This is a genomic window from Thermosipho ferrireducens (assembly GCF_017358165.1).
Lineage (GTDB): Bacteria > Thermotogota > Thermotogae > Thermotogales > Fervidobacteriaceae > Thermosipho_B > Thermosipho_B ferrireducens.
The window spans coordinates 1283625-1306253 of sequence record NZ_CP071446.1; the positions used below are offsets into that span (position 1 = coordinate 1283625).

Below are 22629 nucleotides of genomic sequence, written 5' to 3' on the forward strand. Positions count from 1 at the left end.
AATCTTATCTTTGCCCTTCGGGTTCGGAATGAGAGTGATTGGTTTGATTCCTTGTCGCTTGCGCTTCTCAGAACAGCATAGGTGGAGAACCAACCCTGCTAATATTGCCAGCCTCGCCAGCCTCTCCAATTCTTGTCATTTTCATATTAAATCTGAAAATTAGGTTTGTGAATTTTTAATTTTCTCTGTTATAATTTTTTTAGTAAAATTTTTTTAAGGAGGTAATTATGAATCCTATATGGTTTTTAAGACCTCTTTTGTCACCGGCAATTAAGAAATTTTATAATATTAAAGTTGTTGGAAAAGTTCCGGCTCCACCGTATCTTTTGATAGCTAACCATACACATTTTTTTGACCCTTTTTTTATTCACTCTGTGATAGAAGAACCAATATATTGGGTTGTTGCTAAAGGAAATTTTGAACATCCAGTGAAAGGTGGACTTTTTAAAAGTTTGGGTTTTATTCCAAAGCAAAAAGGAGTACCTGATTTTTCTACTATTCGAAATATTTATAGAAATTTAAAAAAAGGCAATATTGTTGGAATTTTTCCAGAAGGTTCTGTGACCTGGGATGGAAACTTTCAGGAAGTTCCAAAAGGAACTGACAAACTTTTAAACATGGTAAAGGCAAAAATTGTAGCTGTTAAAATTCAAGGAGGGTATTTAACAAAACCAAGATGGGCTGATTACGGTAGAAAAGGAACAGTTACTCTTGAGTTTAGAGAATTTTCTGGAGACGAAGCCCTTGATTTTATAAACCACAATGAATGGGATTGGCAGGGAGAACAGCGTGTAATTTTTAAAGGTAATAACAGGGCAAAAGGGATAGAAAGAATTATATGGTATTGTCCGGAGTGTGGGACTTTTAGAAGCATTGTTTCTTTAAGCAATGTAGCGTATTGTAAGAGATGCGGAGCAAAGTTGTTTGTAGATGAGTTTGGATATGTTGCTAACAAAAGAATAGATCATATACTTTCAGAACAGTTGAATTTGCTTATAGATGATTTTTATGAACTTGGTATAGCAATTGCCATTGTGAGAGAAAAAAGAAAAGCTCGTCTTTTAAAAAAAATTAGAGGGGTGGTGAAAGTTACTAAATCTTATTTGTCTATTGGACATGAAGTTTTTGAACTTTCCAGGATAAAAGGTGTGACAACTTTTCTGAAAAATGTAACCGAATTTATTTATGATGATAGATACGTAGTTCGAATATTTTTGAAATATGATAGTTTGTTATTGTACTACTTATTGAGGAGGTATGCTGATGTATTTAAGTATGGTGGATGATTTTTTTGTGATTTCCTTATTTTTTGCAATAGCGATTTTATTGAAACGCTTTATTCCATTTTTGAAAAAAATAGTTATACCTAATTCTATACTTGCGGGGTTCATTGGTTTTTTGCTGGGGCCGAACTTATTAAACTTTGTTAAATTAGATATAGATGGTCTTGGGAGACTTATTTACCATTTGATGGCTATTGGTTTTATTGCTTTATCACTCAGAAAAGTTAGTTTTAATGGGAAGCCACGTTTTTTTGGAGCTGCTTTAATTATAGTTGGAACGTATCTTTTTCAGGGAATTTTGGGAGTTTCTGTTGGTTTTATCTTGCATTTTATTGATAGGTCTTTTTCGCCTGAAATCGGTTTTATGATTCCACTGGGATTTGGGCAGGGGCCTGGTCAGGCGTATTCTATTGGCATGCAATGGGAAAACCTGGGACTTCACAGTGGCGGAGCTATAGGTCTTGCGGTAGCAGCTGCGGGGTTTGGATGGGCAACGCTTGGAGGGATAATAATACTGAATCTATTGCTTGCAAAATGGAAAAAATCGAGAGAACGTGTGATGATAGAAAAAAAGGCAATAGAAGTTCAGGATTACGAATTTTCTGATATGGATGGATTAACAATCCAGTTGGTTATAATAGGTGTTATTTATGCTATAACCTATCTGTTTTTAAATGCAGTTGGTTTTGTTCTAGAACCACTTGGAAATATTGGTCATACTTTTGCAACAGTTTTATGGGGATTTCACTTTGTTTTTGGAGCAATTTTTGGAATAGTTTTTAGAAACATATACAGTTATCTTAAAAGTAAAGATATAGCAAAAGAAAATTACCTTAATAACTTTTTGTTACAGAGAATTGCAGGCGGGGTTTTTGATTTTATGGTTGCTGCATCTATTAGTGCGGTCTCTCTGGAAAGAATTCAAAAAGAATTTTGGGGAATATTTATAATGACTTTCATTGTAGGAGTATTTACATACCTCTTTATAATGAAAATTACAAAACGAATGTATAAGCATCATGAAGTTGAAAACAGAATAGCTTTTTATGGAATGCTTACTGGAACAATATCTACAGGTATGGCATTGTTAAGAGAAGTAGATCCCGCGTTTGAGTCAGGTGCAGCAGAAAATCTTGTTTTTGGCAGTGGATTCTCAATATTTATAGGAATACCGTTGATTGCTGTTTTAAATTTACCAGCTTTATCTATTTCTACAGGAAATACAATGTATAGTGTTTATGCTTTTGTAGTGATGTTGATTTACGGAGGGATTTTGTATTTATTGGGAAGGAGAATAGTACGGGATAGAAAAACTTAAAAAGCCCATTTTTGGGCTTTTTTTATGTAAAATTATAGAATTTTTAGTTTGCATTGGTTCTGTTTTAGTAGTAAATAAAAGCTTTCTTATTATTGTGTCAGTAATATTTATTTTGAAAGAGTTAATTTTTTTTATTTGAGGTTTTAAAGATAATACGATTCTTGGAAAAGCTTTCTAAAAGTAATATAATATCAGTGGTGTTACTGTGTGTGTATTGTAAAGTTTGAAGTTTAATCCATCCGGAAGGAGGAAGCTAAATGAAAGCCATTTTAAAAGAAAAAGCAGGGCCAGGATTTATTATGAAAGACATAGCTAAACCAGAAAAGCTTGGACCAAGAGACGTACTCATAAAAGTAAGAAGAGCGTCTATATGTGGAACAGATATTCATATATATCGCTGGGACGAATGGTCACAATCTCGAATTAAGCCACCTTTAATAGTAGGGCATGAAATGGCTGGCGAAGTTGTTGCTGTTGGAGAAGCGGTTACAAGGGTGAAAATAGGTGATCTTGTATCTGCAGAAACTCATATCCCATGTGAACATTGTATACAATGTCAAACTGGTCGAATGCACGTATGTAAAAATCTTGAAATCTTAGGAGTAGATAGAAATGGTGTCTTTGCAGAATATACAGTTGTTCCTGAAACAGTATTATGGAAATTTTCTCCTGAAATTCCTTTAGATTTTGCATCAGTCATGGAACCGTTTGGAAATGCTATACACACCTCTCTTGTAACTGATCTAACAGGAAAAAAGGTGCTTATTACAGGTGCCGGGCCTATTGGGTTAATGGCAATACAGGTTGCCAGAGCTTCTGGAGCAAGTTTGGTTATAACTTCTGAGGTAAATGAAGATAGATTAAAAATGGCAGAAGAGAATGGAGCGGATTATGTTATAAACCCTATGAAACAGAACCTTATTGAAACAGTTTATTCAATAACAGAAGACGGCGTAGATATACTTTTAGAGATGAGTGGAAATAGGAAAGCGTTAATTGATGGTTTAGAATGCGTTACTATGGGTGGCGAAGTGTCATTACTTGGAATTTTTGGTGGAAGTATAGATATCAACCTTGATTCGCTTGTTATTATGAAAGGTATAACTATGTATGGTATTACCGGAAGACGTATGTTTGATACGTGGAAAGTAGCAGATGAACTTTTAAAAAGTAAAAAGGTAGATCTTTCAAAAGTGGTAACTCATGTGATACCATTTGAAAAATGGGAAAGTGGTTTTGAGTTAATGCTTAATAAAAAATGTGGAAAAGTTGTACTCAACTTTGACGAATAATGATATAAGGGGGTGTTGTTTATATGTTTGATTACAGTATATTTGCAAAAGAGGTTGAAAATTTAAAAGAGCAGGGCTTGTACACTTATATAAGGACTCTTGAATCGCCCCAGGGAGCATGGCTGGTAATAAATGGAAAAAAAGTGTTGAATCTTTGTTCGAACAATTATCTTGGATTTGCAAACGAAGAACGTTTGAAAAAGGCCGCACTTAGAGCCGTTGAAGAATGGGGTGTAGGTCCAGGAGCAGTGAGGACTATAGCAGGAACTTTTTCACTCCATGAAGAATTAGAAAGAGAGCTTGCAAAGTTTAAGAAAGTTGAAGCGACACTGTTTTTACAGTCTGGATTTGTAGCAAATCAAGCTGTAATACCTGCGATAACGAGTGAAGAAGATGCTATATTATCCGATGAGCTTAATCATGCAAGTATAATTGATGGAGTAAGACTTTCGAAAGCGAAAAGATATGTCTGGAAACACAGAGACATAAATGATCTTGAAGAAAAATTGAAAGAGGCTGACAAAAATGGGGCGCGAAGAAAACTTATAATTACTGACGGTGTATTTAGTATGGATGGAGATTTGGCACCTCTTCCAGAAATAGCTGAGCTTGCTGAAAAATATAATGCGATGATTATGGTTGATGACGCTCACGGAGAAGGAGTTTTGGGTAGTCATGGAAGAGGAATAGTAGATCATTTTGAACTTCACGGAAGAGTGGACATAGAGATTGGAACGCTCTCAAAAGCATTTGGCGTTTTAGGTGGCTATATTGCTGGTAAAAAGGAGCTAATAGATTATTTAAAGCAAAAAGCTCGACCATTTCTTTTCAGTAGTCCTTTATCTCCTGCAGATACTGCTGCTGCGCTTGAAGCTACGAAAATTCTTGAGGAATCTGATGAACGAGTAAGAAGATTATGGGATAATGCAAAATACTTTAAAGAAGAGATGAATAAACTTGGATTTGATACAGGCGAAAGTGAAACACCAATTACACCAGTTATGCTTTATGATGCAAAGCTTTCAACACAATTCAGTAAAGAATTGTTTGAAGAAGGAATCTTTGCACAATCTATTGGTTATCCAACAGTTCCAAAAGGTAAGGCAAGAATAAGAGTTATGATAAGCGCTGTTCATACCAAAGATGATCTTGATTTTGCTCTTGAAAAATTTGAAAAGGTTGGAAAAAAATTAGGAGTTATAAAATAGTTTCAGAAAACCCATCCCTGAAAGGGATGGGTTTTTTTAATTTTTATTTTTTAATCTTCAAGTAATTTCTTTTTTCTCAGATATTCCTCTTCTGTTATTTCCCCTTTTACAAATTTTTCGTTTAAAATTTTCAAAGCTTCTTTGTTTGCATTATCGTTTTTTTGCGGAGCTTCAAAAAGATTCTTAAAAAAGTCGGGATTTTTAATTATAAGCCATAGAATCAATAATATTAATAGAAATCCAAAAAACATCATTGTGTCACCTCCTTAAAACTTAAAAGTCTTTCATTATTATTTCTTTTTTTCTTTTGTATTCTTCTTCGCTTATTTCACCTTTTGCAAATTTTTCATTTAAAATTCTCAAAGCTTCTTCTGAATCACTTTTGAAACTTTTTGAATTTTTAGAGCTTTTATAAGCACTTTTGACTACAAAATATATCACAAATCCTATAAGTACTATAAACCCCAGCGAGAGTAAAAAGCTGAATAATCCAAATCCTGAAAAAGGTCCATAGCCCCACCAGAACCAATGCATCATATAAATCACTCCTTTCAATTATTTTTTATTTTTTGAATTTGTAAATTTTTCTTTCAAAGAACAGTGTAATTTTATTGAGTTTTCAATTTATATTATAATACTTAAACCTTAAAAGAAGCTTAGAACAAACTTAGTTTTTTATAGTATACAAATTTTATCAACAAACATAAAGCCCATCTTAGATGGGCTTTATGCTTTACAAAAAATTTATTTATTTTCTTTTATTGAACACTCTTAATGAGTTGAAAATAGCAATTAGTGTAACGCCAACATCAGCAAAAACTGCTCCCCACATGTCTGTCCTTCCCAATGCTCCGAGTACAAGGAATAGAACTTTTATACTAAATACCATTATTATATTTTCCCAGGTGATTTTTAATGTTTTTCTGGATATTTTAATGGCATCGGATATTTTTGAAATATCATCGTCCATTATTATTACATCTGCAGCTTCTATTGCAGCGTCTGATCCAAGACCTCCCATAGCTATGCCTACGTCTGCTCGTGTAAGAACTGGCGCATCATTTATCCCATCCCCAACAAAAGCTGTGGAAATCCCTGAATTAAATTTTTCAAAGAATTTAACCTTATCTTCTGGAAGTAACTCTGCATAATACTTGTCTATTCCTATTTCTTTTGCTACACTTTCGGCTACTTTTTCACTATCTCCTGTAAGCATAATAGTGTGCTTGACTCCTAATTCTTTTAGTTTTCTTATAGCATCTGCAACGTTAGCTTTAATTTTGTCTGAGATCCCTATATAACCTGCAAAATTTCCATTTACAGCCACAAAAACTATAGTACCGTGAAATTCGATGTCAGGGGCTTTTATATTGAATTTGTTCATCAGTTTTTTATTTCCGACTAAGATGATTTTTCCGTTTATTTTTGCTTTAATTCCATGTCCCGAGATTTCTTCATATTCTTCTATTAATTCTTTTTCTATTTTTTTGTTGTATTTTTTCTTTATAGAATCTGCTATGGGATGGTTAGAATAGCTTTCGGCGTATGCAGCAATTTCAAGTAATTCTTCCGGAGAAAATTCTTCAGTTGGTTGAACTTTAACCACTTCAAACACACCTTCAGTAAGCGTCCCGGTTTTATCAAATATTATAGTATCCAGATTCTTAAGCACTTCGAGATAATTTCCACCTTTTGCAAGTACCCCATGTTTTGATAAACTTCCAATTCCCGCAAAATATCCCAGAGGAATAGAGACCACTAAACCACACGGACATGATATAACAAGAAAAATTAGAGCTCTATACAACCATGTTTCAAATGGGGCCCCTGTTAGTAAAGGTGGTAGTGTTGCCAGTGCCACTGCCATAAAAACCACTACAGGTGTGTAATATCTGGCAAATTTTGTAATTAACTTTTCTGTGCGAGCTTTTTTTGAAGCAGCGTTCTCTACCATGTCAAGAATTTTTGCAATTGTAGATTCTGAGTACTCTTTTTCAACTTTCACAGTAATAACACTGTTAATATTTATGAATCCACTTAAAACTTCTTCACCTTCTTTAAGTGAGCGTGGTACTGATTCTCCTGTTAAGGCTGAAGTGTCCACCATTGTCGAACCCTTAACTATTATTCCGTCAAGAGGCACTCTTTCACCTGGTTTGACCAATATGAGATCGCCTTTTTGAACTTTTTCTGGAGAGACTTTCAGCTCATTTCCATCTTTTAAAAGATTTGCATAGTCTGGTCTAATATCCAACAGAGCTTTTATGGATCTTTTTGAATTGTCAATGGCAAGTTCCTGCAAAAACTCACCAATTTCGAAAAATAACATAACTCCTACAGCTTCAGGGTATTCTTTAATAGCAAATGCACCAATAGTTGCTATACTCATTAAGAAATTTTCGTCAAAAACGTTACCTCTAATTATATTTTTAAAAGAGCGTAGTAAAACTTTTCCGCCTGATATTAAATAGGCAATTACATATAAAGTTACTTTTAATGAATATGGGTCTTTTACAAATATTGCTGCAATGAAAAAAGTTACAGTAAGTATTAACCTTATAATTTCATTTCTTTTGTTAAACGAACCTCCATGATCGTGAGAATGGTGATTTTTTTCCTGTTTGATTTCTTGTTCTTTGTCATATTCACGAATTTTTATGTTGGGTTCAAGTTTTTTTACTATCTTTTTGATTTCTTCAACTTTGCTTTCATCTTTAACCTCGAAGCTCAGGGTTTTTGTGAGGAAATTCAGAGAAACATCTTCAATATTTTCCAATTTTTTTACCTTTTCCTCTATCTTTGCAGCACAATTTGCACAGTCAAGACCTTCGAGTACCAATTTTTTCTTTTCCATTTATTACCACCTTCCTTGAAAATTTATAGTTGAACAAATGAATATATTTTCATATATTGATTAAAATAAAAAAACATTTTATTTAGTTTTTTCATCTTCTTCAAAAAGATGAATATAACCCATGTCAAGGATAGCTTTAATATGCTCATCATTTAACGAATAGAATACTACTTTTCCTTCTTTTCGATATTTTACTAATTTTGCCTGTCTGAGAATTCTTAGTTGATGTGAAATAGCTGAGTGCGTTTTTTTTAAGATAACTGAGATATCGCAAACACATAGCTCATCAACCTGAGATAATGCGTATAATATTTTTATTCTTGTGGGGTCTCCGAAAATTTTGAAAAATTCTGAAAGCTCTGATAAATTTCCATTTTCCGGTATTTTTTTTCGTACCTTATCAACAACATCTTCATGAACTGATATTGTTTGACATACCTCTATATTAACGTCTTTGGATTTTTTTATTTTGTTCATTTTACCAATCTCCTTTTATATGAATATCTGTTCATATATATTTTATAACTTTTGACTATTTATGTCAAGAGTAATGCTGGGCCTGTTTTTGTCATCCCACCCCTCCTCTTTTGTCATCCCGAGGAACGGAGTGACGAGGGACCTTATTCTTTGTCATTACAAACAAATGTGAAAAATCTTGTTTTTCGGTGTCAATGGGCCTATTTTCGAAACAGACCCAGAGTAATGAAAACTTTTTGAATGACTGCAAAAAAGTGTTCTGGAAGTTTATTTTTCATCGTATTTTACTTTTTTTAGAAGCAAGATCTGTCTTTTAAATTCTCTTACGTTCATTTTCTTTAGAATGAATTTTGCAAGGAAAAACTGAAATGGTAACCATGTAACGTGTCCAGAAGGAATAACATATTTTTTTGGTTTTCCAAGCATTTCCCATAATAATTTTCTGCTTTGTTTTGGTAAAGCTCTATCGAATAATGCTTCAATAAATGTTATTTTATCGGTTTTGACAAATTTTGCATAAGCGATAGGGTCGACTTTAAGAAATGGGTGAATATCGCTCTTTTGCATTTCTTCTACAGTTTTGAATGTTTTAAGTTTTTCAATATCTTTTTTAAAAATGTTTATGAATTTTTCCTGAGGATATAAATAAGCTGGTTTATTAGGGAGCTTTTTGATGTTTTTACGCATAAAGGCAAGCGTTGGAGAGTGCCATATTAGTGTAGAGATATCTCCTCCAGTTGTCATAAGAATAGTTTGTTTGAAATCATCTGTTATAGCATTTAAAATTACACTTATCATGCCACCAAGGCAAAAACCAAAAAGACAATTATTTTCACTCCATAAATCTGTTGATTTTAAAAACTCAATAGTAGTTAAAGAGTCTACAATAGCGTGCTCCCAGTATTTTATTGCTTTTTCAATGTCTGGTGAAAAAAAGTCTTTTCCGCTTACTGAATTATGAGATGTTCTTGTGAAGTTGCCAGGAAGGATAGGAACTACTGTTCTAATACCGGCGTTTGCAAGATGTGTGCCCATCCATAATAAAAATGGAATATTGCTTGTGCCAAGGCCATGTAATGCTACTAATGTACCTACTACATTTTTTTTTGGATTGAATAGATATATTTCTACAGTCTCTGTTCCTTTTTCAGGGTTATCGTACTGTGTGGGAAACTTTATTATGGAAACTCTAAAATGTTTTGATTTCAGAATATATCCTGAGGTGAAATTTATAGGTTTGTGCACGTATGTAAAATTTATCAATTAAATCACCTCTTTTAAAAATTCAACCGTTTTTTGGAGAATTTTTTTAGTTAATTCATCTTTTAATACAAATTCAAAACCATGATTGCCTTCAGGGTGTAGAAGAATTTTTGCGTTAGTTCCGTTGGTCTTTAGTGTTTTATAAAGTTTTATTGATGATTTTACAGGTACTACATTATCTTTCATTCCGTGAACTAATAAAATAGGTGGGCTATTTTTTTTTGGAACAAAGTTTATTGGAGAGTATTTCATGTATAATTCTCTGGATTTTCCAGGAATTCTTTTTAATGTTGTAGCAACAGCAAATTTGGCAAATATAGAAGTGGAGTCGTGGCTCCAGAGATCCAATAAATTGGAAGGCGCATAGTAGGCAACAATATTTTTGATAGTAGGTCTTTTTTGATTGTTTCTAATGAATGTGTAACATAACGCGAGATGTCCGCCGGCGGAAAGCCCCATGAGGCTTATATTTTTTGGATCTAATTTCAAATTTGGCGCGTTCATGTATATATAATTTATAGCATCTTCGTAATCATCTAATAGATCTTCTATATCGTAAAGATAACCGTATCTGTAATCTATACTGACAACAGCCAAACCGTTAAAAACTAAATAGTTATACCATGAAATATTGTTTGGTTGTCTTCTATACCCTGTTATCCAGCCACCACCGTGAGCAAATATAACCACAGGAAAAGGTGGCATGCCGCTGGAAGGATATAAAATATCCATAAAAAGTCTTTTTTTATATTGAACAGTCTTAATAAATTCCCAGGACTTTTTTGGAACTTTTATGGGGAGTTTTCCAAGAACAGTTCTTTTTATTAGCGGGATATTCAGAATAACTATAATAAAAATAAATATTCCTATGTTTACAAAAGCAGATAAAAATATAGCAAGATATAGCAGTCGTTTAACGTAAAGTTTTAAATTTTTCATTTTCTCACCCTGGAAAGTATTATATCACGCACTGTATGCTCATAATGATAGAAATAGAAGGATTAACTCCCGGTTGTTTCTGTTTGTTACCATATCAATCAGGATATTGTAGTTTATTTATCAACGTCTTTTATAACATCAGTCGTTTTAAATTCGACTTTAAATAAATATTCCGGATGTCTTTCTATTATTTGTTTCACGCCTTTATCACCCTGAAGTGAGAAAATTTCTGAAAAAACTGTTTTATGAATAAGTGTTGGAAAACCCTTTTTTTCTTTATAAAAAGGGGCAATGATTTTTCTCTTCCCGTCTGCATGTTCTAAAATTTTTTTCACACTCGACTCTTTTATAAAAGGCATGTCTCCTAAAAAAATCGTCACATAGTCTGGGACTTCTATTTCATTTATATGTGAAATAGCTATTTTGATAGAAGAAGAAATTCCTGACACGTAATCTTTATTTTCAATCACAGTAAAATTTTGAGGTAGAAGAAATTTACTGGCTATTTTTTTCCACATTGGATTTACTATTAAAAAGTTTTTTTCAAACCTTAGATTATGAACTAAATTTACAACATGTTGAAGCATAGGATATTTTTCAATTTTATATAAAATTTTTACTCCCTTAGAAAATCGTGAGCCTTTTCCTGCTGCTAAAATAATAGAATATATTTTCATTAAATTATTTGAACCTCCTTTCAAGACTTAAAAGAAATTTTTTCCACGATATTCCCGGAGTAAATCCTCCAAGTTCATTTTTTCCTACGATCCTATGACACGGAATATAAAGCGGAAGAGGATTTTTTGCCATTGCAAATCCAACCACGCGTGGGTTAATATTTAATTGTTTGGCTACTTCTCCGTAAGTCATAATTTCCCCGTAGGGTATTTTTCTTACAGTTTCCCAGATTTTTCTGAAAATTAATCCACCTTTTATGTTCACAGGAAAATCCAATACTTTCCTCTCTCCCGAAAAGTATTCTTTTACTTGTTCGGTAAAATCTCCGGCGTTTCTTTCTTCTAATTTTTTATTTACAAAATTTATTGCTACCGCTTTGCCATCAACAATAGCTATGACTATAGAACCAATTTTAGTAGTTACAATTCCCTTAGTTCTATACATACTCCACACCCCGGAAAAATTATATCATTTTTGAACAGTTAAACTCATACAGATATCATTGTCTCTGGTAGAAAAGTAATGTTTCCATTTATTCATTTTACATGGATTTGTGTAAAAAATTCGTCAAACAAATTAAAAATATGCTATAATTTTTACTGGTGATGGAAATGAGGTTAGACAAATACTTAAAAGAAGCCAAAATTATTAAAAGAAGAGTAATAGCCCAGCAGCTGGCAAAAGGTGGTAGGATACTCAGAAATAATATTTCGTTGAAACCTTCCAGTAACGTTAAGGTAGGAGATGTACTGGAAATTTATTATGGTAATAAGTATTTGAAAGTTGAAGTAACAGGTGAAAAAGATTATATATTACTTGAAAAGAGTGTAAAAAGGAGGATTGAAAGTGAGGAATATCATAGAGAATCGCGTGGATGAATTTATGGAAATGCTTAGATATGATAAATCCCAATGGGGAGAATTCTGGAAAAAAATGGAAAGACGCTTTTCTCCTATTTTAACTAATTATGTTAAAAAGTTTAGCATAAACGTTGAAGGTGAACTTTTTGGATTAGAAAGACGTTCTCTGGATCGATTTTATTTTGATTTTAAAGAATATGAGAAAACAAACAAAGGGAAGATTTCCGAAAGAATAAGGAAATATAGCGAGGAACTGGAGTTGTCGAGGGAAGATTTTATTATTTTTATAGCAGTGTTTCCTGGAGGAAAAGATTGGTGTGTCGTTGAAGGGAAAAAGGAAAATGTTATATTTGTAAATGCGTATAATTTGTGGTTAAAAAATGAACTTACAAACCTTCACGATGCGGTATATCAGGCTATTATTCATTTTAGACACGGTGAAAGTGGTGGGAACTACTATAATAAAGAAAATTTATTTCAAAGTATTTCAGAAAAAATTGAGAGTTTAAGCAGGGAGAATGTGAGAAACTATATGAAAAGAATTTGTGAGATTTTATATAAAAACATTCCATATTATGATTGGGTAGGTTTTTATATGGTAAACGATGAAAATTTACTTGAACTTACAGAATTTGTTGGAGAACCCACAGAACATGTAAAAATTCCTATAGGAAAGGGTATCTGTGGACAGGCTGCTGCTTTAAAACAGGTGTTTTTGGTACAGGATGTTAGTCAGGAAAGTAATTATCTTTCCTGTAGTCCAAAAGTAAACAGCGAAATAGTTGTTCCGATTTTTAAAGATGGAAAGGTAATAGGGGAAATAGATATAGATAGTCATTATAAAGCACCTTTTGATGCACGGGATAAACTCTTTCTTGAAACAATTTGTGAGGTAGTTGGTAAATTATGGAAATAAATGGTGAGTATAAAAAGAAAATAAATATAGCGTATCTTGACAGCTATATTCTTTATCTGCTTGAATCTTCAAAAAAGGTAGGTATAGATATAAAAATAAAACTTTTTCCTCATAAAAAACCGGAAAAAGTTCCAGATAATTTGTATAAAATCTGGAAAGTAGCAAGATACTATTCAAATTCTCAAGATGTACATTTTGTTGATAGAGTAGAAGAGCAAATGGTAAGATTAAAAATAGGCGAATTTGATTACAAAATAGACTATACAAATTTAAAACGGGATTTTATTGAAATAGTGTATAATTTGATGTTAGCTATGCCTGAAAGTTTCAAGAGAAGAATATTTGACTTTCACGTTAATGCTGTAAAAGCTGCACATTTGTTAAAAAACGCCTCAATTGTGTTAAATTACGCTCTTCATCCGCAGGCCGATCTTAATACTGTAATATATTCGATTTTGACAGGCATCACCGCAGGATATTCTGGTGCTTTTAATCGGGCTTTCTTATTTTATAAGGTGGATGAAACAAATTACAGGTTATTTAAAGCACTTGGACCAGGAGACAGAAAAGAAGCTTATGGAATTTGGGAAGCGATTGAAACTATAGAATACGATATTCAGGACTTCTTGAAAACAGTTAACTCGGATTTTATACCAACAGTTGAATTAAAGTATAAAAATGTTTTTATTGAAAGTCATGAAATAACTGATTTGTTAGCAACAGAAACTTCAATAATTATCCCTCTTTCTGATATTCCTTCAAGTTTAAAAGACGATTTAGAAATCACCACAGATATTGCATTTATGCCTGTTCGAAGTGGTAACGATGTACTGGGATTTATTATAGCAGATAATAAGTTTGATGAAAAAGATATTAAAAATTTTCAGGTCGAAGCGCTTAATTTTTTCGGTATGCAACTTGCTATGTTAATGGAAAATAAGAAATTTCTTTTACGACTTAAAACATACGCAATGTATGATGGATTAACTGGACTCGAGAATCGAAGAAGCCTTGAAGAGTTTATTAGAAGAGGTTTTAAAAGAAGGAGTTTAATAATTTTTATTGATATGAACGATTTTAAAAAAGTAAATGATAAGAGGGGACATAAAGAAGGGGATAGAATTTTATCAGCGTTTGGTGATATAGTTAAAAAGAACATTAGAAGTCACGATCGAGCGTTTAGATACGGTGGTGATGAGTTTGTTATTGTTATACTTTCCGATGATGAAAAAGCGGGAGTTTCCGTGCTTCGAAGAATAGCAGCTGAAGCAGAGAAAATGTTGGGAATAACTTTTTCTGCAGGGATAGTTCCATATCCGTTTAACAATCACGATTTAAGAAAAGTTCTGGAAATAGCTGATCAACTTGCGTATAAATCGAAAAAGACGGGACATTTTGAGATATATAAAACTCTGGTTTAATACTGTTTAAAGGAGAGAGACTTGTGAAGGTAATTGTTAGACTACTAAAATACGCTAAACCATATACTTTATTGTTTGTATTAGCTATTATTGTTGTATTGTCTCTTACTTATATAACTTTAATGCCACCACAGATAGTTAGAACTGCTATAAATCAATATATAAATAACGATGCCCTTGAAATTAATGAGAGATTTCAAGGGATTTTTAAAATGGGAATATATTTTTTGTTAGTTTCTTCCGGAATTTTCGTTCTTGAATATCTTTCCATATATTTAACAACGTATATAGGTGGTCGAATCGTTTATGACATTAGAAGAGACATTTACGATCATGTTTTGAAATTGCCTATGTCCTTTTTTGATAAGCATCCAAGTGGACAGGTGACAACAAGAATAGCCAACGATACTCAAAACATTATGGAATTTTTTACCTCAGTTATAACAAGCATTATAAATGATGTGTTTTTACTTGCTGGTGTAATAATAATGATGTTAAAAGTGAGTACAAGTTTGTTTATAAATATTTCGTTCGTTTTTCCAATTCTCATTGTGGCTGTTTTGCTTTTCAGATACTTTGATTTGAAGGCTTATAGGGCTGTTAGAACAAATATTTCAAGGGTAAACGCATACCTTGCTGAGCATATATCCGGTATGCCAGTTATTAAGCTGTTCAATGCCGAAGCTTATGAGGAGAAGAAATTTGATAAAGTAAACAAAGAATTGTATAAATCCCGAATTCAACAAATGTATGTCTTTGCTATTTTTAGACCCACAGTTAGTACGTTATATAGAATTGCGATAGCTGCTATTATCTGGATGGGAGCGAAATATATTATAAATAAAACCCTTGACTTTGGAGATTTATATGCGTTTGTTGCTTATCTTGAACTTTTTATGAGGCCTTTAGAGGACCTATCAGAAAAATATGATATCATTCAAAACACTACGGCAAGTGCGGAAAAAATATTTAACTTAATGGATGAGCCCGAAGAATATTTCGGAAAAATTAATGGAAAAAAACATGTGGAAAAAGGAATTTTGGAATTCAAAAACGTATGGTTTAGATATACAGAAGATAGATGGATTTTAAAAGACATAAATTTTAAGTTTACCCCCGGAGAACTGATCGCAATTGTTGGTGAAACAGGAGCTGGGAAAACTTCCATAATGAATCTAATAAATGGAATGTACCGGCCGCAAAAAGGGGAGATTTTGATAGATGCAGTAGCTCTTGAAGATTATAATATCCACGAACTCAGAAAACAAATCTCAGCTGTCCCACAGGATGTGGTGCTGTTTAGTGGTACGCTGTTAGATAATGTTCGGCTGTTTCATGATGAAATTCCTGAAAAAGAAGTCATAAAAGCGTTGAACAAAGTATATGTCTGGGACTTGATAGAAAGACTTCCAGATGGTCTTTATACAAAGATAATAGAAAGGGGAAAAGGAATATCTGCCGGGGAAAGACAACTTATAGCTCTGGCTCGTTCAGTGCTTTTTGATGCAAAAATTTTTATTCTTGACGAGGCAACCAGTAATATTGATGTGCAAACAGAAGAACGCATTCAAAAAGCGGTAAGGGAGCTTTCAAAAGACAAAACAGTTATAATGATAGCACATAGGTTGGCAACAGTTGTAAATGCAGATAGAATAATCGTCGTTCACAATGGAAGGATAGTAGAAGAAGGAACTCATGGAGAATTAATGAAAAAATCGGGAACGTATTATAAATTGTACGAAATACAATTTGCGGAGTAAATTATTGAATATATATCCTCAATAAAAAAGGTACCGTGCCCCTAACTTCGACCTGTTGGGACCTGAGCGTGCATCTGAATAAGAGCTCCGACCGGGCTCCCCCACGGCACACACTTGCCTGCTTAGGGCTGCTTCCTTCCGGACCTGACCCGGTTCGCAGGTAGTTGTTGCGTGGGACCCAATCTTCTACGCCCCTTCAGATGCCGTTTTCAACCCCCAACGGCCTCTGTTAGGGAATTCAGCCCCGCTTTGGTGGATTTCGGGTTCAGGGGACCACCAACCCCCCGCTTAGCACGGTACCAATTTCATATTTTATCACTTACAAAAACATTTGTCAAAAATTAGCGAGGTTAGCCCCCCACTCATATCATTACGAGGAGCGTGGAGGCAAGGAATCCAACCCATCTATGTCATTCCGAACCCGAAGGGTGAGGAATCTTATATTTAGCGAGGTTGGCAAGGCCTGTCCTGAGCACGGAGTGCGAAGGATCTTGCGAGAGTTAGCGAGAGTTGGTAAAATAAGATCCTTTGTCGCTGGCGCTCCTCAGGATGACATCCCCCTCACGTTCGTTCGGAATGACAAAAGAAGGAGAATGCCATTCTAAGGAGCGCAAAGGCGAGGAGTTCCTCCTCTGTGTCATTCCGAGGAGCGTACGCGACGAGGAATCTTATAATTGGCAAGATTAGCGAGATTGGCGAGTTTAGTAAGACCTGTTCTAAGGAACGCAGTGACAAAAGATCTTGCAAGGGTTACTAGATTAGCGAGATAATAAGTGTTGTCTTTTTTCTACATACAATTTTAAATTTTAAGGTTCTATAAAGCGAAAATGTGCAGTTTAAAGTGATATTTCATTATTTTCAATGAAAAAGTATTCTCCATTCAAAATTTCAAATATAGAAAAACATATTTTATAGTGTATAATATAATGTATTCTGAAAGGAGGGATTTTTTGAAGTCGCTCTGGTTTTTTTTTGTTTTACTGGTAATCATCATTGTAAGTCTTTTCTACAGCTTTAATAGTCCTAGGAAAATTTATATTGATGCTGATAATGTAACAATTGCGAAATTAATTGATTATTTAAGTTCGCAGGGAATAAGATATAGATTGGTTAATAAAGATGAAGCGAATTATTTTGTAAATTTTGAAAAGTTTGAAGTGAGTACAGGGGAAGGATTGGTTTTTAATTTAAAGTGGGATAATAATACTGTTACTAAAATTCTTTCTGCTTTAGATTTATCTACATGTACAGTCTTAAATGTAAATAACAAATATTACCTGCCGAATAGTGAATTTTACGAACACTTTACAATAAGCCTTTCATGTGGTATAAATATAATGATATTACCTGCACCTTTAGAAAGGCTTGATTTATATATTTTCCGGGTAATATCTGATATAATTTCAGGGAATTATGGAAGTTTCGAAAATGGTTTTCTTGTTACAAATATGTATGTTTATAAATTAAGTGATGAAGTCAAATTAGTGGGTATTTATAATCCAATACTTGATGTGTTTACTGAAGTACAATCTGAAAAAAATTACTAAGAGAGGTGAAAACTTTTGAAGCCGGTATTATCTGTGCGTAACCTCAGTACATGGTTTTATATGGAGGAAGGTGTAGTAAAGGCAGTTAACGATGTGTCATTTGATTTACATGAGAATGAAGTTCTTGGAATTGTTGGAGAAACTGGCTCAGGTAAAAGTGTAACGGTGAAATCTGTTATGAGGCTCATTCATAAACCAGGGAAAATTGTGAACGGTGAAATAATTTATCGAGGTCGCGGAGAAGAGGAAGATATTTTAAAGTTACCGGAAGATGAGATGACAAAAATTAGAGGGAAAGAAATAGGTATGATTTTCCAGGATCCATTGACTTCATTAAACCCGCTTTATACAATAGGGGACCAGCTGGTAGAAACCATCATTCAGCATCAAAATGTGGATAGGAGAACTGCCTGGGATATAGGCATTGAGATGCTAAGGAAAGTTCAGATTCCCGAACCTGAAAAGCGTATGATGGCGTATCCTTTTGAGTTCAGTGGAGGTATGAGGCAAAGAGCGGTTATAGCTATCGCATTATCATGTAATCCGAAAGTGTTGATTGCTGATGAACCTACAACAGCTTTAGACGTTACAATTCAGGCTCAGATTCTGGAACTGATGAAGGATCTTCAAAAAGAATTTAGAACAGGTCTTTTGTTTATAACGCATGATTTGGGTGTAATTGCATCCATGGCTGACAGAATAAATGTTATGTATGGAAGCAGACAAATGGAATTAGGTACAGCAGAAGATATATTCTATAGGCCAATGCATCCGTATACACATATGTTATTAAGGGCAATCCCAAGGCTGGATAAGAAACTTGATAAGCTGGAAGCTATTCCTGGACAACCTCCAAGAATGATAGATGTTCCAGACGTTTGTCCGTTTGCCCCAAGATGTCCAAGGAGATTAGATAAGTGTACGAAAGAGTTGCCAAAATTAGAAGAACTGGAACCAAACCATTTTGTAAGATGTTTTAATCCTGTTGAACCAGAAAATAATCTGGAGGCGATGAACAATGAGTGAAACCATTATTCGCGTTCAAAATTTAAAAAAATATTTTCCGATAATGAAAGGTTTTCTTGTTAAAAAGCGTGTTGGGGATGTTAAAGCAGTAGATGATGTCTCTTTTGATGTAAAACGAAAAGAAACGTTCGCTTTAGTTGGTGAATCAGGTTGTGGGAAAACAACGACAGCTCGTACAATGCTAAAGTTAATAGAACCAACTGAAGGAAAAGTAGAAATTCTTGGGGAAGACATATCTCAACTTACTCGAAAAGAAATGTTACCTTTTAGAAGAAAGATGCAAATAGTTTTCCAGAATCCAATAGGTTCATTAAATCCGAGGATGACAATAGGTCAAATATTAACAGAACCATTGTTGTTTCACAATATAGTGAAAACAAATAAAGAGGCTTATGAGAGAGCAGTTGAACTTTTGAGGATGGTTGGTTTAAAACCATATCATATGGATAGATATCCACACCAATTTAGCGGGGGACAAAAGCAAAGGATCGCTATAGCTCGCGCGTTATCAGTTGGTCCAGAAATAATATTCCTTGATGAGCCTACCTCAGCACTTGATGTGTCTGTGCAGGCGCAAATTGTTAACCTTTTTCAAAGATTTCAGGAAGAATTGAATTTAACTTACATATTCATATCCCACGATCTCTCTTTAGCCCGATTCATAAGCAACCGTGTTGCTGTAATGTATCTGGGGAGAATTGTGGAGATGGGGGATGTGAACGAGGTATTTGATCATCCCGTACATCCTTACACAAAAGCATTACTATCTGCTTCGCCTGTGCCGGATCCAAAAGTTGAAAAACAAAGAAAAAGAATAATTTTAACAGGAAGTGTACCAAGTCCTATTGCAAGACCAAGTGGATGCTTCTTCCATCCACGATGTCCTTATAAAATGAACATATGTGATAAAGAATATCCAAAAATGTCGAATGTTTCTGAAAATCACCAGGTAGCATGTTACCTGGTAGAAAAAGAGGGGGTGTGAGTTTATGAAGAAACTTGCAGTGATGTTGTTGGCTTTGATAGTAGTATTTGCCTTTGCTGCTCCAAAACTACCGTGGATTGGTGCGGATGCAAACGGTAAAGCTGGAGGACAGTTTGTGGTAGGAACGCTTAGCGGTCCAAAGACGGTGAACGACATTGTAGCAAAAGAAACAAGCTCTACCGATGTCATTGATATGTTCATGGGATATGGTGGAACCCTTATTGAGCGCCATGGAGTAGATATGGAATTCTATCCAGCAGTTGCTGAAAGCTGGGAAGGTCCAAGGCTCACAGCTGATGGTGGAATGGAAGTTATCTGGCATTTGAGAAAAGGAATTAAATTCAGTGATGGGCAACCTCTTACAGCAGATGATGTGGTATTTACTTTAAATGAAATTTACACAAATCCAGATATTCCAAGTTCCATGCAGGATGTATTGAAGAGTACAAACGGGTATCTTCCAAAAGCGGAAAAAATAGATGATTACACAGTAAGGATGTATTATCCAGAACCATTCAGGCTTGCTTTCAGATACCTTGGCGGTATGTACATTTTCCCAAAACACATAGCTGAAAAATATGTAAAAGAAGGTAACTTTGAAGAATTCTGGACAGTTGATGCAATAAACAATGGTGAAATAGTTGGTCTTGGTCCATATATTCCTGTAGAATATGTTCCGGATCAGTATGTAAGATTTACAAAAAATCCATACTATTACAAAAAAGATGCAAATGGAAATCAACTTCCATACTTTGATGAAGTAGTATTTAAGATAATTTCCAATCAGGATGCCATGAGACTAGCATTTGAAAATAAGGAAATAGATGTTTATGCACCACGTGGTACAGAATATGCAGAGTTGAAAGAAAAAGAAAAAGACCTTAATATTGTGGTAACAACGGCAGGTCCAGCATATGGTACAGCGTTTATTACCTTTAACTGGAACACCCCGGATCCTGTAAAAAGAAAATGGTTTAGAAATGACTACTTTAGAAAAGCCGTTGCATATGCTATAGATAAAAATTCTATAATAGATACTCTTTATAACGGACTTGGCATTCCTCAATGGTCTCCAGTTTCTATGAATTCTCCATATTATAACGAAGATGTTGTAGTAAAGTATGAATTTGATCTTGATATGGCAAGAGCGATGCTTGAACTTGGTGGTTTTACATGGGATGAAAATGGTCAACTTGTTGATGAGGATGGAAATCCTGTTAAATTCCTTCTTACAACAAACGCAGGAAACAGAGTTAGAGAAGGTATTGCGAATATCATTTCTGATGCTCTTAAACAGCTTGGAATGGAAGTTACATTCAGTCCGATTGATTTCAATACACTCGTTCAAAAACTTCTTAATACAGGCGATTGGGAAGCTGTTATAATAGGTCTTACCGGTGGTGACGAACCACAGAGTGGTGCAAATGTCTGGAAAGTTGAAGCAGGTCTCCACTTCTGGAACTACAGTCCAAAAGTTGCAGAATACGTTGATGCAAACGATTATTACCTGCCAGATTGGGAATTAGAAATCGATAGTATTTTCAAAGAAAATGTTAGAATTCTTGATGAAAATATAGTAAAAGATTACTTCGCAAGATTCCAGCAATTGGTATCTGAACATTTACCACTTATCTATACAGTTAATACTTTAAGACTTTATGCTTATGACGCGTCATTGAGAAATGTAAAAATAGGACCACTTGGTGGAACCTGGTGGAATGTCTACGAAGAATGGAAAGAACAATAATTTGTGATGTAAGAGCAAAGCGGGTGGATTTGTATCCGCCCGCATTATTTAAATTTTTGAAGAGAGGTGAATAGGTTGCTAAGGTATATAGCACGTAGATTGATAATAATGATTCCAGAACTCTTCATAATAACATTTATTGTTTTTACAATTATGTATGCAGCCCCAGGTGATTTTTTAGATCAATATAGACTCGATCCATCAGTTTCCCAGGAATTTTTGGATCATCTTTCAAAGCAATATGGTCTTGATAAACCTATGATAACTCAATATTTTTTATGGCTAAAACAGGTTCTTAAAGGTGATTTTGGTTATTCTTTCTATTATAGAAGACCTGTGACTGGTCTTATTGGTGAGAGAGTTCTTGCTACGTTGATTTTATCTTTGTATTCATTTGTTATATCATGGATTGTGGGTATAATATTGGGCGTTGTTTCTGCGCTCAAAAAATATACATTCTGGGATAAGTTTTTGACTGTGATAGCATTCAGTGGAATAGCCGTACCAGGATTTTTCCTTGCGCTGTTGTTGCTCTATTTTGCAGCCAAAACTGGATGGTTTCCTGTAGCGGGTATGTACGATGTCAACCATGGACGTATGTCTGTATGGCAGGGATTTAAAGATATTTTCTGGCATTTGCAATTACCTGCGTTTACTTTAAGTTTTGGAGCTTTCGCTGGGTTAATGAGATATATGAGAGGAACTTTGTTAGATGTTCTTAACGAAGACTATGTCGAATTTGCAAGAGCAAAGGGAATGCCAGAACGAGTTGTTATATACAAACATGCTGTGAGAAATGCAATCAACCCATTGGTTACAATGTTTGGATATAGTTTGTCAGGACTTCTTGGTGGAGCTGTTATAACTGAGACAATATTCTCCTGGCCAGGACTTGGGAGACTCGTTTATCAGGCTTTTATACAGCAGGATATTTATGTGGTTATGGCGAGTATAGTAATAAGTGTTATAATGCTGATTGCTGGAAATCTTGTTGGCGATATTCTTCTCGCTGCAGTTGATCCAAGAATTAGACTTGAGTAAGGAGGGCGTAGTGA

Annotated in this window: 21 protein-coding genes and 1 other RNA gene; 13 read left to right on the forward strand and 9 right to left on the reverse strand. The window is 34.3% G+C overall.

The annotated features are described in order from the left end of the window. The first annotated feature begins 227 nt into the window (after positions 1-227). From JYK00_RS06410 to JYK00_RS06425, 4 genes are all read left to right on the forward strand, one after another. The gene (locus tag JYK00_RS06410; RefSeq protein WP_207566096.1) at positions 228-1286 is read left to right on the forward strand and encodes a 1-acyl-sn-glycerol-3-phosphate acyltransferase; all 1059 of its coding nucleotides are present in this window, start codon (positions 228-230) and stop codon (positions 1284-1286) included. Further along, positions 1264-2601 (forward strand): sodium/glutamate symporter family protein, encoded by a 1338-nt coding sequence (locus JYK00_RS06415; protein ID WP_207566097.1) that lies wholly within the window; start codon positions 1264-1266, stop codon positions 2599-2601. Before JYK00_RS06410 ends, JYK00_RS06415 begins: the two co-directional genes overlap by 23 nt. A gap of 257 nt (positions 2602-2858) precedes the next feature. Next, the gene (gene tdh / locus JYK00_RS06420; protein ID WP_207566098.1) at positions 2859-3893 is read left to right on the forward strand and encodes an L-threonine 3-dehydrogenase; all 1035 of its coding nucleotides are present in this window, start codon (positions 2859-2861) and stop codon (positions 3891-3893) included. Between the two features lie 23 nt (positions 3894-3916). Beyond that, positions 3917-5101 carry a glycine C-acetyltransferase gene (locus JYK00_RS06425; protein ID WP_207566099.1) on the forward strand — a complete coding sequence of 395 codons (1185 nt, stop codon included), beginning with the start codon at positions 3917-3919 and terminating at the stop codon, positions 5099-5101. 50 nt (positions 5102-5151) lie between these two features. Here JYK00_RS06425 and JYK00_RS06430 read toward each other — a convergent pair whose 3' ends face one another. The 8 genes from JYK00_RS06430 to JYK00_RS06465 form a co-directional block, all read right to left on the reverse strand. Further along, complete coding sequence (locus JYK00_RS06430) at positions 5152-5355, reverse strand: SHOCT domain-containing protein (protein WP_228288130.1); 204 nt, start codon at positions 5353-5355, stop codon at positions 5152-5154. Positions 5356-5374: 19 nt separating this feature from the next. Next, positions 5375-5638, reverse strand: a complete 264-nt coding sequence (locus JYK00_RS06435; RefSeq protein WP_228288131.1) for an SHOCT domain-containing protein — start codon at positions 5636-5638, stop codon at positions 5375-5377. A 211-nt stretch (positions 5639-5849) separates the two neighbouring features. After that, positions 5850-7955, reverse strand: a complete 2106-nt coding sequence (locus JYK00_RS06440) for a heavy metal translocating P-type ATPase (protein WP_207566100.1) — start codon at positions 7953-7955, stop codon at positions 5850-5852. Between the two features lie 78 nt (positions 7956-8033). Continuing rightward, positions 8034-8432 carry an ArsR/SmtB family transcription factor gene (locus JYK00_RS06445; protein WP_207566101.1) on the reverse strand — a complete coding sequence of 133 codons (399 nt, stop codon included), beginning with the start codon at positions 8430-8432 and terminating at the stop codon, positions 8034-8036. 267 nt (positions 8433-8699) lie between these two features. Beyond that, positions 8700-9695 carry a dienelactone hydrolase family protein gene (locus JYK00_RS06450; RefSeq protein ID WP_207566102.1) on the reverse strand — a complete coding sequence of 332 codons (996 nt, stop codon included), beginning with the start codon at positions 9693-9695 and terminating at the stop codon, positions 8700-8702. Continuing rightward, the gene (locus JYK00_RS06455) at positions 9696-10634 is read right to left on the reverse strand and encodes an alpha/beta hydrolase (RefSeq protein WP_207566103.1); all 939 of its coding nucleotides are present in this window, start codon (positions 10632-10634) and stop codon (positions 9696-9698) included. A gap of 113 nt (positions 10635-10747) precedes the next feature. Then, entirely contained in the window at positions 10748-11311 is a 564-nt protein-coding gene (locus JYK00_RS06460) for a nucleotidyltransferase family protein (RefSeq protein ID WP_207566104.1), read from the reverse strand. A 4-nt stretch (positions 11312-11315) separates the two neighbouring features. Then, positions 11316-11756, reverse strand: coding sequence for a methylated-DNA--[protein]-cysteine S-methyltransferase (locus tag JYK00_RS06465; RefSeq protein ID WP_207566105.1), 441 nt, complete (start codon positions 11754-11756; stop codon positions 11316-11318). A gap of 167 nt (positions 11757-11923) precedes the next feature. Between JYK00_RS06465 and JYK00_RS06470 the strand changes: the two genes are divergently transcribed. The 4 genes from JYK00_RS06470 to JYK00_RS06485 are packed head-to-tail and all read left to right on the forward strand — an operon-like array spanning position 11924 to position 16269. Next, the gene (locus tag JYK00_RS06470; RefSeq protein ID WP_207566106.1) at positions 11924-12190 is read left to right on the forward strand and encodes a S4 domain-containing protein; all 267 of its coding nucleotides are present in this window, start codon (positions 11924-11926) and stop codon (positions 12188-12190) included. Next, positions 12159-13088, forward strand: coding sequence for a GAF domain-containing protein (locus JYK00_RS06475; protein ID WP_207566107.1), 930 nt, complete (start codon positions 12159-12161; stop codon positions 13086-13088). The genes JYK00_RS06470 and JYK00_RS06475 overlap by 32 nt, the downstream gene beginning before the upstream one ends. Then, positions 13079-14509, forward strand: coding sequence for a GGDEF domain-containing protein (locus JYK00_RS09925; RefSeq protein WP_207566108.1), 1431 nt, complete (start codon positions 13079-13081; stop codon positions 14507-14509). Before JYK00_RS06475 ends, JYK00_RS09925 begins: the two co-directional genes overlap by 10 nt. 23 nt (positions 14510-14532) lie before the next feature. After that, a complete protein-coding gene (locus tag JYK00_RS06485; protein WP_207566109.1) occupies positions 14533-16269 on the forward strand; it encodes an ABC transporter ATP-binding protein in 1737 nt (578 codons plus the stop codon). Positions 16270-16302: 33 nt separating this feature from the next. Here the strand turns inward: JYK00_RS06485 and ffs are convergent. Further along, positions 16303-16566, reverse strand: an RNA gene (gene ffs / locus JYK00_RS06490) — signal recognition particle sRNA large type. Positions 16567-17219: 653 nt separating this feature from the next. On the opposite strand from ffs, the gene JYK00_RS06495 reads away from it, so the two are divergent. From JYK00_RS06495 to JYK00_RS06515, 5 genes are all read left to right on the forward strand, one after another. Further along, positions 17220-17816, forward strand: coding sequence for a hypothetical protein (locus tag JYK00_RS06495; protein ID WP_207566110.1), 597 nt, complete (start codon positions 17220-17222; stop codon positions 17814-17816). A gap of 15 nt (positions 17817-17831) precedes the next feature. Then, positions 17832-18842 carry an ABC transporter ATP-binding protein gene (locus JYK00_RS06500; protein WP_228288132.1) on the forward strand — a complete coding sequence of 337 codons (1011 nt, stop codon included), beginning with the start codon at positions 17832-17834 and terminating at the stop codon, positions 18840-18842. Then, entirely contained in the window at positions 18835-19827 is a 993-nt protein-coding gene (locus JYK00_RS06505) for an ABC transporter ATP-binding protein (RefSeq protein ID WP_207566111.1), read from the forward strand. The genes JYK00_RS06500 and JYK00_RS06505 overlap by 8 nt, the downstream gene beginning before the upstream one ends. Positions 19828-19831: 4 nt before the next feature. Then, positions 19832-21574: an ABC transporter substrate-binding protein gene (locus JYK00_RS06510; RefSeq protein ID WP_207566112.1), complete on the forward strand. Its 1743-nt coding sequence runs from the start codon at positions 19832-19834 to the stop codon at positions 21572-21574. Positions 21575-21649: 75 nt separating this feature from the next. Further along, complete coding sequence (locus tag JYK00_RS06515) at positions 21650-22615, forward strand: ABC transporter permease (protein WP_207566113.1); 966 nt, start codon at positions 21650-21652, stop codon at positions 22613-22615. Positions 22616-22629 lie beyond the last annotated feature (14 nt).